The 14,186-nt window shown below is 64.9% G+C and carries 14 protein-coding genes; 13 read left to right on the plus strand and 1 reads right to left on the minus strand.

The genetic code is table 11. The features are described from left to right. The first annotated feature begins 1 nt into the window (after position 1). The 13 genes from HNP02_RS02605 to HNP02_RS02665 all read left to right on the plus strand — a co-directional run bounded on the left by HNP02_RS02605 (position 2) and on the right by HNP02_RS02665 (position 12,881). Positions 2-1,492, plus strand: a complete 1,491-nt coding sequence (locus HNP02_RS02605) for an aldehyde dehydrogenase (RefSeq protein ID WP_184434239.1) — start codon at positions 2-4, stop codon at positions 1,490-1,492. 21 nt (positions 1,493-1,513) lie between these two features. Next, positions 1,514-2,104 (plus strand): flavin reductase family protein, encoded by a 591-nt coding sequence (locus HNP02_RS02610; protein WP_184434244.1) that lies wholly within the window; start codon positions 1,514-1,516, stop codon positions 2,102-2,104. Then, positions 2,101-3,276, plus strand: a complete 1,176-nt coding sequence (locus HNP02_RS02615) for an acyl-CoA dehydrogenase family protein (protein WP_184434262.1) — start codon at positions 2,101-2,103, stop codon at positions 3,274-3,276. The genes HNP02_RS02610 and HNP02_RS02615 overlap by 4 nt, the downstream gene beginning before the upstream one ends. Before the next feature lie 50 nt (positions 3,277-3,326). After that, entirely contained in the window at positions 3,327-4,223 is an 897-nt protein-coding gene (locus HNP02_RS02620) for an LLM class F420-dependent oxidoreductase (RefSeq protein WP_184434993.1), read from the plus strand. 9 nt (positions 4,224-4,232) lie between these two features. Then, positions 4,233-4,970, plus strand: a complete 738-nt coding sequence (locus tag HNP02_RS02625; protein WP_184434265.1) for an alpha/beta fold hydrolase — start codon at positions 4,233-4,235, stop codon at positions 4,968-4,970. A 49-nt stretch (positions 4,971-5,019) separates the two neighbouring features. Then, entirely contained in the window at positions 5,020-5,796 is a 777-nt protein-coding gene (locus tag HNP02_RS02630; protein ID WP_184434996.1) for a thioesterase family protein, read from the plus strand. A 58-nt stretch (positions 5,797-5,854) separates the two neighbouring features. Next, complete coding sequence (locus HNP02_RS02635; RefSeq protein ID WP_184434268.1) at positions 5,855-7,042, plus strand: CaiB/BaiF CoA-transferase family protein; 1,188 nt, start codon at positions 5,855-5,857, stop codon at positions 7,040-7,042. Further along, on the plus strand, positions 7,039-7,683 hold the full coding sequence (locus HNP02_RS02640; RefSeq protein WP_184434271.1) for a TetR/AcrR family transcriptional regulator: 645 nt from the start codon (positions 7,039-7,041) through the stop codon (positions 7,681-7,683). The genes HNP02_RS02635 and HNP02_RS02640 overlap by 4 nt, the downstream gene beginning before the upstream one ends. Before the next feature lie 82 nt (positions 7,684-7,765). After that, positions 7,766-8,713, plus strand: a complete 948-nt coding sequence (locus HNP02_RS02645; protein ID WP_184434275.1) for a spirocyclase AveC family protein — start codon at positions 7,766-7,768, stop codon at positions 8,711-8,713. Between the two features lie 12 nt (positions 8,714-8,725). Then, complete coding sequence (locus HNP02_RS02650; RefSeq protein ID WP_255506116.1) at positions 8,726-9,832, plus strand: dihydrodipicolinate reductase; 1,107 nt, start codon at positions 8,726-8,728, stop codon at positions 9,830-9,832. Beyond that, positions 9,829-10,914 (plus strand): hypothetical protein, encoded by a 1,086-nt coding sequence (locus tag HNP02_RS02655; RefSeq protein ID WP_184434279.1) that lies wholly within the window; start codon positions 9,829-9,831, stop codon positions 10,912-10,914. Before HNP02_RS02650 ends, HNP02_RS02655 begins: the two co-directional genes overlap by 4 nt. Next, positions 10,911-12,029: an ABC transporter substrate-binding protein gene (locus HNP02_RS02660; protein WP_184434282.1), complete on the plus strand. Its 1,119-nt coding sequence runs from the start codon at positions 10,911-10,913 to the stop codon at positions 12,027-12,029. Before HNP02_RS02655 ends, HNP02_RS02660 begins: the two co-directional genes overlap by 4 nt. Positions 12,030-12,044: 15 nt before the next feature. After that, positions 12,045-12,881, plus strand: a complete 837-nt coding sequence (locus tag HNP02_RS02665; RefSeq protein ID WP_184434285.1) for a mycofactocin-coupled SDR family oxidoreductase — start codon at positions 12,045-12,047, stop codon at positions 12,879-12,881. Positions 12,882-12,883: 2 nt separating this feature from the next. Here HNP02_RS02665 and HNP02_RS02670 read toward each other — a convergent pair whose 3' ends face one another. Continuing rightward, a complete protein-coding gene (locus tag HNP02_RS02670) occupies positions 12,884-13,906 on the minus strand; it encodes a cytochrome P450 (protein ID WP_184434288.1) in 1,023 nt (340 codons plus the stop codon). Positions 13,907-14,186: the final 280 nt, after the last annotated feature.

A 14,186-nucleotide genomic window follows, 5' to 3' on the forward strand; every position in this document is an offset into this window, starting at 1 on the left:
CATGACTGACACTGCAACCGAGAAGCTGGTGGAGTTCGACCTGCTGATCGGCGGCGAGACGGCGGCCGCCGCATCGGGAGCCACCTACGACAGCGTGGATCCGTTCACCGGGCTGCCGTGGGCGCGCGTGCCCGACGGTGGTGCCGCCGACGTGGATCGCGCCGTGGCCGCCGCCCGCGCCGCGCTGAACGGCCCGTGGGGCGAGCTCACGGCGACCGCACGCGGCAAGCTGCTCTGGCGACTCGGCGAGCTCATTGCGCGCGAGGCGGAGCAGTTGGCCGACCTGGAGGTGCGCGACGGCGGCAAGCTGGTTCGCGAGATGGTCGGCCAGATGCGGGCGCTGCCAGACTACTACTTCTACTACGCAGGCCTCGCCGACAAGCTGCAGGGTGAGGTCGTCCCCGTCGACAAGCCGAACTTCTTCGTCTACACCCGGCACGAGCCCGTCGGCGTGGTCGGCGCGATCACGCCGTGGAACTCACCGCTGCTCCTGCTGACGTGGAAGCTCGCCGCGGGCCTGGCCGCCGGTTGCACGTTCGTCGTGAAGCCCAGCGACCACACCCCGACGTCGACGCTCGCGTTCGCGAAGCTGTTCGCCGAGGCGGGTTTTCCGCCTGGCGTGATCAATGTCGTCACCGGCTGGGGCCCGGAGACCGGCGCCGCGCTGGCATCGCATCCCGACGTCGACAAGATCGCGTTCACCGGATCGACGGCGACCGGCATTCACGTCGGCAAGGCCGCGATCGTGAACATGACCCGGTTCACCCTCGAGCTCGGCGGCAAGTCGGCGCAAGTCGTCTTCCCCGACGCCGACCTCGACGCCGCAGCCAACGGCGTGATCGCAGGGGTGTTCGCGGCGACCGGCCAGACCTGCCTCGCGGGATCGCGGCTGCTCGTCCACGAGAGCGTCGCCGACGCGCTGGTCGAGCGCATCGTGGCACGCGCGGCCACCATCAAACTCGGGGACCCGAAGGATCCGGAAACCGAGATGGGTCCGGTGTCCAATCAGCCGCAGTACGAAAAGGTGCTGTCGCACTTCGCCTCTGCCCGCGAACAAGGCGCGACGATTGCGTACGGCGGCGAGCCAGCCAACGAGCTCGGTGGCTTCTTCGTCAAGCCGACCGTGCTGACCGGAGTCGACCCCTCCATGCGTGCCGTCGCCGAAGAGGTCTTCGGCCCCGTCCTCGCGGTGATGACGTTCGCCGACGAGAACGAGGCCATCAACGCCGCCAACGACACCGAATTCGGGTTGGCCGCAGGCGTGTGGACCAAGGACGTCCACCGCGCACACCGGGTGGCCGCCAAACTGCGGGCCGGCACGGTGTGGGTCAACGCGTACCGCGTTGTCGCGCCTCACGTTCCATTTGGCGGCATAGGTTACAGCGGCATCGGCCGGGAGAACGGCATCGACGCCGTCAAGGACTTCACCGAGACCAAGGCGGTGTGGGTGGAGCTCTCCGGCGCCACCCGCGACCCGTTCACCCTCGGCTAGACACGAATCAAGGGAGACACCATGACCATCGACTTAGCAGCCGCGGACAAGGTACTGGCCGGTCTGCGCCCATTCCCCGTGGCGGTCACCACGATCGACGGCGGCTTCGCGAACGGCCTGATGTCGCTTTCGGCAGGCTCGGCCAGCATCGTGCCCGAGCTCCCCCGTGCCACCGTCAGCCTGACCAAGTACAACAGGACGCACGACATGCTGGTCAACTCGGGCGTCTTCGTCATGCACATGCTGTCCGCGGGACCGGACGAGATCGACGCGTCGATGGACATCATGATGACCCTTGGCGGCTCCTCTGGCCGCGACGGGGACAAGATGGCGAAGCTGCGTACCAGGCCCGGGCTTACGGGCGCGCCGATCTTGCTCGACGCGCACAGCTACGTGGAGTGCCGGATCACCGGTTCCCTCGACAATGACGAGAACACCATCTTCGTCGGCGACGTGGTTGCGGCCGAGGTGTTCAGCACGGCGCAACGGCTGCGGATCGGCGAGGCATGGGGCAAGTTGCCGCACGAATGGGTCGAGCAGTACGAGGCGAATCACGAGCCGCAGCTGCAGAGCGCACGGGACCTGCGGGCGGCTGCCGCGCAATCCGTGTGAGCGAGCCGCAGACCGGCGCCTGGGAGCTGCCGGAAGAACTAGTGCTGCTGCGAGACACCGTGCGGCGCTTCATGGATGCGCACGTGCATCCGGTCGAGGAGACACTGGACCACGACACGGTCGGGTTGCCTCGCGAGCAGCTCGTCGAGTTGCAGGACAAGGCTAGGGAGCTCGGGCTGTGGTCGCTGCAGACGCCCGCGGAGCACGGAGGCGCGGGGCTTTGCGTGCTCGGCCAGGTGGTCGTCGCCGAGGAGGCCGCGAAATGCCGGATGGGGGCCTTCTTTCCGGCCCTCGGCGCATTCGGCGGCAACCCGCCCAACATCATGTTCAAGGCATCGCCCGAGCAATTCGAGAAGTACGCCAGGCCCATCGTCGAGGGCACGATGTCCAAGGCGTACACCGCGATCACCGAGGCCTCTGGCGGGTCGGATCCGGCGCGGGCGATCAAACTCAAGGCCGTCAGAGACGGCGGCGGTGCCAATCCGGATTACGTGCTCAACGGCTCCAAGATGTGGATCTCGCACGCGCCGCACGCCGACTGGGGCGTGATCTACGCCCGCACCGGCGAGGGCCGTCAGGGCATTTCGGCTTTCATTCTGGAGAAGGACACGCCTGGCGTCACGTTCAGTCGCATCCCGGTGATGGCATCCTTCGCGCCCTACGAGCTGCACTTCGACAACGTGCGGATCCCGGCGACACAATTGATCGGCGCTGAGGGACAGGGCTTCTCGCTGGCCAGCGACTTCCTCGTGCACGGTCGCATCGTCTACGCCGCCGGGCCGATCGGCATCGCGCAGAGCGCACTCGACATGACGTGCCAGTGGGCCAGGGACCGCGACGTGTTCGGCGGCAGGCTGGCCGACAAGCAGGGCATCCAGTGGATGCTGGTGGACAGCGAGGTGGACCTGCGGGCCGCGCGACTGCTGATGTATCAGGCCGCTTGGAATGCCGATCTGGGCCGCAGCGTCCGGGTCGACGCATCAGTGGCCAAGATGTACGGCACCGAAGCCGCCTACCGGGTCATCGACCGTTGCATCCAGATTCACGGCGCGCTGGGCATCTCCACCGAACTGCCACTGGAACGCTGGTTCCGCGACCTGCGGGTCAAGCGGCTCGGCGAAGGCGCCACCGAAGTCCAGCGCGAGATCATCGCACGCTCACTGTTGAGATAGTTATACAGTTAGCTAGTTTCAGCGAATGGAGAAAAGTGCGCTACAACCTGATGTTCCCGATGCGGGCCGTCAAGCACTGGAACCGGTGGTGCGAGGGTGCCAGTATCGCCGACATCGCACGGCTGGTCGAAGATGCCGGCTTCGACGCCTTCTCGATGTCCGAACACCCCTATCCCGACAAGGAGTGGCTCGCCAACGGCGGGCACCACGCCTTCGACCCGTTCGTGTCGCTGAGCTTCGCCGCGGCCGCCACCACCCGCATCCGGCTGATCACCTACATCCTGGTGTCGGGTTACCGCAGTCCGTATCTGACCGCGAAGGCGGCCGCGAGCTTCGACCTCCTGTCCGGCGGACGGTTCACGCTGGGCACCGGCGCCGGCTATCTGAAGTCCGAATTCGAGGCGCTCGGCGCCGATTTCGACCGACGCGGAGCGCTACTCGACGAGGCGATCACTGCGTGGAAGGCGACCTGGGCTGGCGCCGACCACGACGGGCCTGCGTTCGGGGTCAGCGGGCACGTCGCGCTGCCACCGCCCCTGACCGATGGCGGTCCCCCGATCTGGATCGGCGGCAACGGCGCGGCCGCGCAACGCCGCGTCGTCGAGGTGGCCGACGGCTGGATGCCGATGGCCGCGTCGGGCGAGATGGCCACGATTACCCGCGCCCGCCCGCTCGAGGACATCGACACGCTTGGCGACTGGATCGGAACGGTCAACAAGCGACGCGCGGAGTTGGGCCGCGCGCCTGCCGACGTCGCGTTCGTCCCGTTCGAAGCCGGACTGCTTGCCAGCGGCGACTGCGCCGCATTCAGCGCGGCCGTGCAACCGCGGTTGGACGCCTACGCCAATGCGGGCGTCACCTGGGTCACCATCGAACCGGCCAGCAGGAGCTTCACCGACTTCCGCACCGACATCGACGTGCTGGCGTCGCAACTGATCCACCACTGAGCAGGTCCGATGCAGCTACCCGACCTCGTCCTCGTCCACGGCGGTGAACATGCCGGCGACTGCTGGGACCTCGTCGTCGCCGAATTGCAGCGCCAGGAACCGGCATTGCGCACGCTGGCGGTCGACTTGCCCGGTCGCGGGCGCACAGCGGGAGATCTCAAGACCGCCACCATCGGAGAGTGGGTCGATTCAATCGTCACCGATATCGCAGCCGCGGGTCTTGGCGACATCGTGATCGTTGGTCACTCGATGGCCGGCGTGACGGTGCCGGGCGTCGTCGCCAAGCTCGGCTCCGCGCGGGTTCGGGAGATGATCCTCGTCGCCGCTTTCGTCCCGCGGCAGGGACAGGCGATCGTGGACACCTTGGGCGGCCCCTTGGCGGTCTTCGCGCGCTTCGCCGCCAGGGGCGGCAGAGCCTTCAAGGTTCCGCGGGCCGCCGCGCAGTATGCGTTCTGCAACGGCATGACGAAGGAGCAGCGCCGCCTGACCATGTCGAAGCTCTATGCCGAATCGGCGAGAATCCCCGGAGAACCGGTGGACCGCAGCGCACTTCCCGACGACGTGCCGCGCACATGGATACTCACCACTCGCGACCGAGCCCTGTCGAACAAGTCGCAGCAAGCCAGCATCGCTGCACTCGGCGGTGTCGAGGACATCATCCCCATCGACGCCTGCCACGACGTGATGTTCAGCCACCCGGAACGCCTGGCACAGGTACTCCTCGAGCGATGCCGACTGCGAGAGTGAGGATCACGTGACCTCTACCAGTTTCTTCGTCACCGACGGCAAAGGTTACATGCCAACCCCTTTGGCGAGAGGGCCGTGGGGTCCGTCACTCAGCGGCAACTACATAGGCGGACTGCTCGGGCGTGCGGTCGAGAAAGAAGTCGACGACGTCGACCTGCAACCCGCCCGACTGACGGTCGACCTGCTCAGGCCGGTGGCACTCCAACCCCTGCGGGTGCATTCTTCGGTCGTGCGGGACGGCCGCCGCCTACGACTCGTCGACGCGGTCATGACTCAGAACGACGTCATGGTGGCACGGGCCAGCGCATTGTTCCTCCGGCGCAGCGAGCACGCCGTGGACAAGGTGTGGACGACGCCCGTCACGATGCCCGCGATCCCCGCTGAACCAGCGGTGGTGGCCGATGGCCTCCCGATGTTGCTTCATTCGTTCGGTCGCGATCCCGTCGCGGGCAGTCCGGGGGTTGGCGTCACGGAGTGGCGCCACGACGGGCAGAAGTTCGCGTGGGTGCGAGAGACGAAGCTCCTCGTCGATGACGAGCCTCTGTCTCCATTCACCCGGGCCGTCATGGCGGGAGACGTCACCAGCTCACTTTCCCATTGGGGCACGGAGGGACTGCAGTTCATCAATGCCGACTACACGATCACGCTCAGTCGCCTGCCGGAGGGCGTCTACATCGGACTGGCGTCGATGACGCACTACGGCCATGCCGGAGTCGCCACGGGCGTCGCGACGCTGTTCGACGACCATGGACCCATCGGCAGCGGCGTGGCGACGGCGTTGGCGAACATGGGATTCGCGCCACCGGCATCGATGGTCTCGAGCTGACCAGTCCGATGTCGCCGATGCGCACGGGCCCGGCGATATCGGACTCTACGATCGTCGAGTGACGAAACCCCTCGACGGCATCAGGGTTCTGGACTTTTCCGAGCATGGGTTCGTGCCTTCGGCCGCAGCCGCGCTGGCGGACTTCGGAGCCGATGTCATCAAAATCGAACGACCGACTGGTGACCCGATGCGGACCATCATCGGCCGCGGCATGGCGGCCAGCCGAGACGGCTACGACCATCTCTTCGAGTTCTGCCACCGCAACAAACGTGGAATCTGCCTTGACGTCGAAACCGAGTGCGGGCGTGAGGTCTTCGAGCAGTTGGTGCGTTGGGCAAAGGTCTACGTCACCAACCAGTTGCGGCGGGTGCGACGCAAGTTGCACACCGAGCCTGGCGACCTGATGGGCATCAATCCCAAGCTCGTCTACGCCAAGGGTCACGGGCAGGGCCAGCGGGGCGAGGACGCAGAAGCCGGTGGCTACGACGGGGTGTCGCATTGGGCTCGGGGCGGCGTCGCGCACGTGCTCACCGCGGCCGATGCGTCTCGACCAGTCCAGCAACGTCCGGCCCTCGGCGACTTCCCCACCGGAATGTTCTTGGCAGGCGGAATCTGCGCAGGTCTCGTCCACGTGCTGCGGACCGGGAAGGGCATCGTCGTCGACTCGTCATTGCTGGCCAGCGCGGCGTGGCCGCTGGCAACAGATCTTGCCCATGCCTCGTCGACGGGCGAGCAGATGCCGACGCCGCTGCAACCGCCGATTCGGCAGTACCGTACGACGGACGGGTACTGGGTGGCACTAATGATGATCGACGAAGGTCGTAGCTGGCTGCCCTTGTGTGCGGCGCTGGGAATCGATGGTTTCGACGAGCACGGCGTCGACGCCGAATCACGTAAGGCGGTATGGCCGCAACTGGTGGAACGCATCAGCCTGCTGATCGGCTCCTTAGACCGCGGCACCCTGACCGAGAAGCTGCGGGCCCACGATTGCATCTTCTCGTTCTTCTCCACTCCGACAGACCTTCTCGCCGATGCGGCCGCCATCGAAAACGGGTATCTGATGCCTCACCCCGACCGGCCGGACCTGCGGCTGGCGGCCACACCGGTTCAGTTCGACGACGAGTTGCCAGAGGTGCGACGTGGCGGCCCGGCCCGTGGCGAGCATTCGCGGGAGGTACTCGGCGAACTCGGATATGGCGATTCCGACGTTGCGGATCTGTTCGCCAGCGGGGCGGTAAGCGAGTGAGCGAGCAACCCGCGGCGAAGGTGCGCGTCAAGCGCGGAACGGCGCAACAGCACCTGTTGGATTCCGCACAACAACTCTTCGGCGACAAGGGCTATCGGGGAACGACGACCAAGGACATCGCCCAACACGCGGGCGTTTCAGAGAACCTCATCTTTCGGTACTTCAAGTCGAAGTCAGAATTGCTGCTCGCGTCCGTGGTCAATCCCCTATTCGAGGTTCTCCAGACGTTCCGAGACGACTGGCAGCGCGACGATGCGTTCCGGGCACAACCCCACCAGGAGGTCGTGCACACTTTCGTGGCCAGAATCGTAGATCTGATCGACAGCCATCACGGTCTAGCACGGGCGATTCTCAATGTTCTGGTAGAACGTCCTTCGGATTTCGATACTCCCGCGATCGGGGCCCGATTCGCCGCGTTGTTGACGGACATGGCTCCACCGATGGCCGAGTTCCTTGGCAATCGGGGCTTGGCGGCTACCAACCCTGGACTCGTCCTGCGAATGGGAATCATCTCGGCGATCACCAATGTCGTGCTGTTGCCGGAGTCGTACGGCGAAGGGGATCAGCCACCGACCAAGGCGGTGATCGTCGACGAGTTGACCAACTTCGTCGTCTACGGCCTGCAAGGCTCATCGAGTTAGTTAAGCGCTTACTTGACATCGTTGTGACGCCCGTCATAGGCTGCGGATCACCGCTGAATCTGCCTCTGATGGGAGCGTCATCATGTTCTGGGGCGTCGTCGTATTCGAAACCCTGTGCTGGGTGGTCTTCTTCTCCATGCTTGGCACGTTTACGTACCTGAGCTACAAGCGCAGACGTATTCTTCCCGGTCTGTGGTTCGTGCTCGGCATCTTCGCGATGTCGTGGATCGAGGCGCCGTTCGACAACGCCATGTACGCGCAGTTCCACCCCGACTTCCACCGACTCCCGGCGATCGGGCCGATCGGCATGACGCAGGGTCAACTGCCGGTCATCGCGCCTCCGGGCTACATCATGTACTTCCTGCTGCCCGCGCTCATCGCCGTGGGAATCGCGAAGCTGATCGTCAAGCGGTTCGACACCAATCGGGTGAACACGCTGATGTCGTGCGGCCTGGCGGTAGGGATCGTCTGGGACCTCTCGATCGAAGGTCTCCAGGCGCAGTACTTGCATCTCTGGACGTTCTCCCGCGTGGTGCCCGGTCTCGCCATCAGCAATGACATGGGTCTGCTGCCGTCGTACATCCCGCTGGCCATGGCGGCGTTCATCGTCTTCGCGACAGTCATGATCGGCAACACGACGCCCGAGGGTGATTCGGTGATCGATGTCTGGGCGAAGTCGAAGACGACGTCACCGGCTGCTCGCTTGGGCCTGCAGGCCGTGGCCTACATCGTGCTGTGCAACGTCGTGTATGCAGCCACCTACCTGCCACACGCCGTCACCAAATACACCGGAATGTTGACCCAGTCCGGAGTTCTGGCTCCCTACCCGGGCGAGATTGCGATCCAGCCCGAATCGGGCGCCCCGCAATCCAACGGCGTCATCGGTGCAATCATCATGTGGGGCTTATTGATTGGTTGCGTGGCGGTGACCTGGTGGTGGGCCAAGAGGGCCGATCGCCTGTTCCTCACCCCCACGTTGACGCCCGCGACCTCCTCCATCGAGGACCGCAAGCCGTCACTTGCAACGTAGGGCAACGTTTCAATGACCTACCGGGTTGCACATGGTGGGACCGGCCTAACTGGTCGGGAGGCGTTGCGGGGCATCATCAATGATCCCGACCTCGAGCTGGCCGGGGTATTGGTGACGACGCCGGAGAAAGTGAGCGTGGACGCGGGCTCGCTGTGCGGCCTCCCCGACGTCGGACTGCTCACCACCGACGACGCCGACGCGATCATCGCAGCCAAGCCGGATTGCTTCTGCTACTGCGGCACGGCCGTGCGCCGCGAAGAGCGGGCGATCGAGGACATGGCGCGGCTGCTGCGCGCCGGCATCAACGTCGTCACCATCTCCACCATCCCGATGGTCTACTCCCCGTCGGCGCCGCATCAGTGGCGCGACGCCATCGAAACCGCGTGTCGAGAAGGGCAATCAAGCTTCTATGCCACCGGCAGCGAACCCGGCGTCGCCAGCCTGAACATTCCCACCGCCATGCTCGCGGGAGCGGGACGGGTCGACAGCTACCGAATGGACGAGTACGCCCTAGGCCTCGACGAGGTCTATCCAATCTGGGACGTGCTGCACGAGTCGATGGGCTTCGGTAAGCCGGACGGCCACGTTCCGGCCCGCATCGCCTCTGGCAAGGTGCGTCACGATTGGGAGACCGTCGTTCGCTACATCGCCGAAATCCTCGGGTACGAACTCGATGCCATCGACCTCGACTGGGAGACCTTGAAGGCTCCGACCGATCTGAACACGAACGTCGGGGTGCTCGCCGCGGGGACGATCTGCGCTCACCGTTGGCAGCTCGCAGGCAAGGTCGACGGTCAGGCAGTCGTCTCGGTGCAGTACTTCGCGACGGTATCCAGCACGCCCTGGCCCGAGTCGTGGCCACGGCCAGTCGCCGAGGCCGCGAGCGCCGTCGTGTACCGCGTCGCCGGACGGCCCAACATACGCATGCAGCTGTGCTTCGACCCGCAGGACGGCGAGCAGGACCTCAACTCGGCGATTCCGCTCACCGCAATGGCGGCGGTGAATGCGATTCCGTTCGTCGTCGCGGCCGAGCCAGGTATCTACGATCCCATCGCGGGCCCGGGCGTCGTGACACGACAGGCCGTCGGCGCACGCGCAACGAGTGGGACACCGGCATGAGCCGCTACCGGGTCGCTCACTACGGCACGGGGCACACCGGCTCGCTCGTCCTGCGCCAGCTCTTGGAGCGACCCGACGTCGAGTTGGTCGGCCACCTGGTACACACCCCTGCGAAGGTCGGGCGGGACTCCGGGGAAGTCGTAGGAGTCGACCCGGTCGGGGTGCGGGCCATCGGGAGCTTCGACGAGTTCTGCGCCCTCGACGCTGACTGTGTCACCTACATGGCCACCGAGTTCGGCCGCGAGGTCGACGATGTCATCGACGAGATGTGCCGGCTGTTGGAATCTGGCAAGAACGTCCTCACCACGACCTTCATCCGGTTGGTGTATCCCGAGTCTCTGTCACCCGAAATACTCGCCAAGTTGCAGAAGGCCTGCGCTGCAGGAGAATCTGCCTTTTTCGCGACGGGTATCGCGCCGGGCTTCACCACCGACGCATTACCGGTGTACGTCGGATCCCTGTCCCAGGGTCCGCGCACGGTTCGGGTGGCCGAGCGCGTATTGCAGGGCACCTACTCGGATCCGCTGTCGTTCGCGGCGCTCGGCTTCGGCAGCGCACCCGGAGGCTCGACCACCGACCTTCCCGCAGACGTCTGGACAGTGCACTTCGAGGGCGCCCTTCAGATGCTCGCCGACGGCTACGGCTGGGAGCTGGACTCGATCAGTGCCCACCAGGATATTGCACTGGCCGACCAAGACTACGAGTTCGAAGCAGGTGCCATCCCGAAAGGCACGGTCGCCGCGGTGCGGCTGCGTTTCGACGGCATCGTGGGCGGCGAGCCACGCCTGCGGATGTCGTGGGTGTACACCATGCCCGACGAGCCGGGCGACTCGTGGTCACCAGTGCGTCCCGCAGGGTCGAACGGACGCCGTTTCACCCACATCGACATCGACGGCACCCCCAGTGTCTCGGTGAAGCTCGAATTGGACGGCGGGGAGCTTCCCGGTGGGGATGCGACCGCGGCTCGGGCGGTCAACGCGATCAAAGCCGTGTGTACCGCGACGCCAGGAGTGCACAGTGCACTGGACCTCGTGGTCACTCCGCAGGGTGTGCAAGGCATGAAGCAAGGAAATCGAACATGACCGGGCGCGACATCAACGGCGACATTCCGGCGGGGTCACCGTCTGTAAAAGTCGGTATATGTCTTGACTTCCCGATCGAGGACGTCAAACAGGCCTTCCTCGATGCCACCCGATTGGCCTTCGACGAGGCACTGGAGATCGGCACCCTGGACCGTCCCGTTCGGCTGGTCATCCGCGACGTGGAGGGTCTGCCGCGCGGCGACGCCCACGACGTCACCACTGCTTGGCAGGAACTCGTCGACGAGGGCTGCGTCGGCATCATCGGACCGATGATCAGTGACAATTCACTTGCGGTGAAAGAACACATGGCTACCTCGCCAAGGAAGGTCTCGACGATCACCTGGAGTGGCACGGACCGCCAGTACAGCGAGTACATGTTCGGATTCGGGAACGGATCGCTGCCCGAGGAGGGCTATCTGATCGCCGAGGCGATCGCGGACCGTGGCCTGAAGACCGTCGCGGTGGTCTTCGAGCGCGCCGCGCCCGGGTACGAGTATGCCGAGTTCTTCACCGACGCCTGTCGGCGTGAAGGTTTGGAGATCGTGCACAGCGAAGGCGTCGGTCAGACCGATCGCGACCTGACGAAGACCGTGTCGCGGCTACAGACGCGCAACCCGGATGCGGTGGCGTACTTCGGCTTCGGCCTGCCCGGCATCGAGATGAACTCCGCTTTCACTGCCACCGACTACAGCCCTCCCCGGTACATGTGCACGGCATTCATCAACTGCTACGTCGTGCCGCAGTGGATGAAGGGCCTACAGGGCTGGATCGGTGTCGACCAGTACGACGAGGAGAACCTGGTCGGGCAGGCCATGCAAGAACGCTTCGAGAAACGGTGGGGATACCGTCAGGAGAATTGCATCCCCACATTGGCGTTCGACTGCGCCGACGCCATGGCGCGCGGTATCGGCTTCGCCCAGACGCTCACCCCGCTCGGAGTGATGAAGGGCCTTGAGAAGGTCAAGGCCGTTCCGTCTGCGACGGGCGGTCCCGGAACCCGGATCTCGTTGGGCGTCTACAACCGTCGCGCCTGGCACGGCGTCAACTATCTGGTGCTGCGCGAGATCAACGAAGACGCCAGCGCCACCCGCCTCGTCGCACGATTCCGTAGCTGAAAGCGAGATACGAACATGGGCAATGGACTTGACGGCAAGGTCGTCTTCATCACCGGTGCCGCGCGTGGCCAGGGCCGTTCGCATGCAGTGCGATTCGCCGAAGAGGGCGCGGACATCATCGTCGTCGACCTGTGTGAGCAGATCGACAGCGTGACCTATCCGATGGCGACCCGCGAGGACCTCGACGAGACCATCAATTTGATCGAGAAGACCGGGCGTCGCTGTGTCGCCGAGCAGGCCGACGTCCGTGACTTCGACCGGCTCAAAACCGTTGTCGCCAACGGTGTGGCCGAATTCGGCCGGCTTGACTTCGTGCTGGCCAACGCGGGTATCATGCCGATCCTCGGTGATGCCTCGCACGAGATGACGGCCTATCTCGATGCCGTCAACGTGATGCTCAACGGCGTCTACTTCACCATCGAGGCTGCTCTCCCGACGCTGTTGGACAACGCCGAGGGCGGCGCGATCGTCATCACCAGCTCTTCGGCGGGGCTCAAGGCCGGCGGTATCCGGTTCAGCACCATGAGCCACGGCGGTGCCGGGTATGCCGCAGCCAAGCACGGCGTCGTCGGACTGATGCGGTATTACGCGAACAGTCTGGCGGAGAAGAACATTCGGGTGAACTCCGTGCATCCGACGGGAGTGATGACTCCGATGGTCGTCAACGAGCAGTTCATGCAATATGCAATGGAGAACCCCGAGTTCGGCGAAACCATGCAGAACTTGCTGCCAAACGTCCCGGTCGTCGAAGCCAGCGACATCACCGAAGCCATGGTCTACCTGTGCGGCACGTCAGGCCGCTACATCACCGGCATCACCCATTCGGTCGACGCTGGGCTCGTAGTCAAGTAACGCTACGTCGTGACCGACGCCGTCCATTCCAGCGGAAGACTGTGCGCGGTGCGGATTCCGGGGACGAAGTCGACGTCTTCGCCCTCGGGCACGCTGAACGGCCCGAGCGTCGCGAAGATCTCTTCGAGCGCGATCGATAGCTCTTGGCGGGCAAGATGCGAACCCAGGCAGCGATGCACACCGCCGCCGAACGCAAGGTGACGGGTGTTGTTGCGCTCGACGTCGAGCGTCAGCGGATCGTCGAATTCGCGGTCGTCGTTGTTCGCCGAGCCCAGCATCAACAGCACCATGTCACCCTTGGCGATCTCGACGTCGTGCATCACCATGTCCTGGGTGGCGTAGCGCAACACCAGCGACACCGGCGTCTCGATCCGCAGGAGCTCCTCGACGATCTGCCGCATCTTCTCCGGCTCGCTTCGCGCCGCCGCTTGGAGGTCGGCATCCTTGGCGAGACGCGTGATGACGCAGTCCAACGTGGCCGTAACGGTATCCAGTCCTGCGGCCATCTGGAGGAAGAGGATGTCCAGCATCTCGTTGCGGGTCAGCGGTTCGCCCTCGATCTCGGACTGGACCAGTCGCGTCGCGAGATCGTCTGCGGGCTCGGCGATTCGGCGGTCGAGGAGAATGTCGAAGTAGGTGTACACCTCGGTGGCCGTCTTCTTCCAGAGTGCCCGCAGCACGGTCAGGTCGTCACTGCCCGCGACGTCCTCGCCGTGCACGAAGGCGTCCTTCCAGACGAGGAACTTGTCGAGGTCCTCGCTGGGAAATCCCACGACGTCGAGGAACACCCGGCACGGGAACGGCACCGTGAAGGCGGCGTGGAAATCGGCGTGACCATCTTCGACGACCCCGGCCAGCATTTCCTTGGCGATCGCCCGAGTCTCTTCAGCCATCGCCCGCACGGCCCGCGGCGAGAACAATGGGTCGAGCAGCTTGCGATACTTGGCGTGGTTGGGAGGATCGACGTCCAAGGGGATGCAGGGCCGTTGTTGCCCCATCTCGTTGGCGCCGTTGGCCTCGAACAACTCTGGCGACCTGAGCGCTTTGTGGACGTCCTCGTAACGCGAAAGAACTACGACAGTGCCACTGCGCGACCGACTAAACGGTGCCGCCACGGCGGGGGCGAAGTCTCTCAGCCCGGCATAGACCGGCCATGGGTCATTCGCTAACGCTGGATCCGTCATCATGCTCGAAAGATCGAGTTCCATCGGCGACCGCCTCCCATTGTGACTGCGGTCACCTTATTCGCAGATCATTCCGTTAGTCAAGTGCCCACTTGACTAACGCTTGACGGACTCATATCGT

Source organism: Mycobacterium sp. AZCC_0083 (genome assembly GCF_014202335.1).
Taxonomy (GTDB): Bacteria; Actinomycetota; Actinomycetes; order Mycobacteriales; family Mycobacteriaceae; genus Mycobacterium.

Excerpts from the sequence above, each read along its gene's own strand:
- HNP02_RS02620 (WP_184434993.1), top strand. The coding sequence starts at position 3,327 with ATGTTCCCGATGCGGGCCGTCAAGCACTGGAACCGGTGGTGCGAGGGT.
- HNP02_RS02655 (WP_184434279.1), top strand. The coding sequence starts at position 9,829 with ATGAGCCGCTACCGGGTCGCTCACTACGGCACGGGGCACACCGGCTCG.
- HNP02_RS02610 (WP_184434244.1), top strand. The coding sequence starts at position 1,514 with ATGACCATCGACTTAGCAGCCGCGGACAAGGTACTGGCCGGTCTGCGC.
- HNP02_RS02630 (WP_184434996.1), top strand. The coding sequence starts at position 5,020 with ATGCCAACCCCTTTGGCGAGAGGGCCGTGGGGTCCGTCACTCAGCGGC.
- HNP02_RS02645 (WP_184434275.1), top strand. The coding sequence starts at position 7,766 with ATGTTCTGGGGCGTCGTCGTATTCGAAACCCTGTGCTGGGTGGTCTTC.
- HNP02_RS02650 (WP_255506116.1), top strand. The coding sequence starts at position 8,726 with ATGACCTACCGGGTTGCACATGGTGGGACCGGCCTAACTGGTCGGGAG.
- HNP02_RS02625 (WP_184434265.1), top strand. The coding sequence starts at position 4,233 with ATGCAGCTACCCGACCTCGTCCTCGTCCACGGCGGTGAACATGCCGGC.
- HNP02_RS02605 (WP_184434239.1), top strand. The coding sequence starts at position 2 with ATGACTGACACTGCAACCGAGAAGCTGGTGGAGTTCGACCTGCTGATC.
- HNP02_RS02660 (WP_184434282.1), top strand. The coding sequence starts at position 10,911 with ATGACCGGGCGCGACATCAACGGCGACATTCCGGCGGGGTCACCGTCT.
- HNP02_RS02665 (WP_184434285.1), top strand. The coding sequence starts at position 12,045 with ATGGGCAATGGACTTGACGGCAAGGTCGTCTTCATCACCGGTGCCGCG.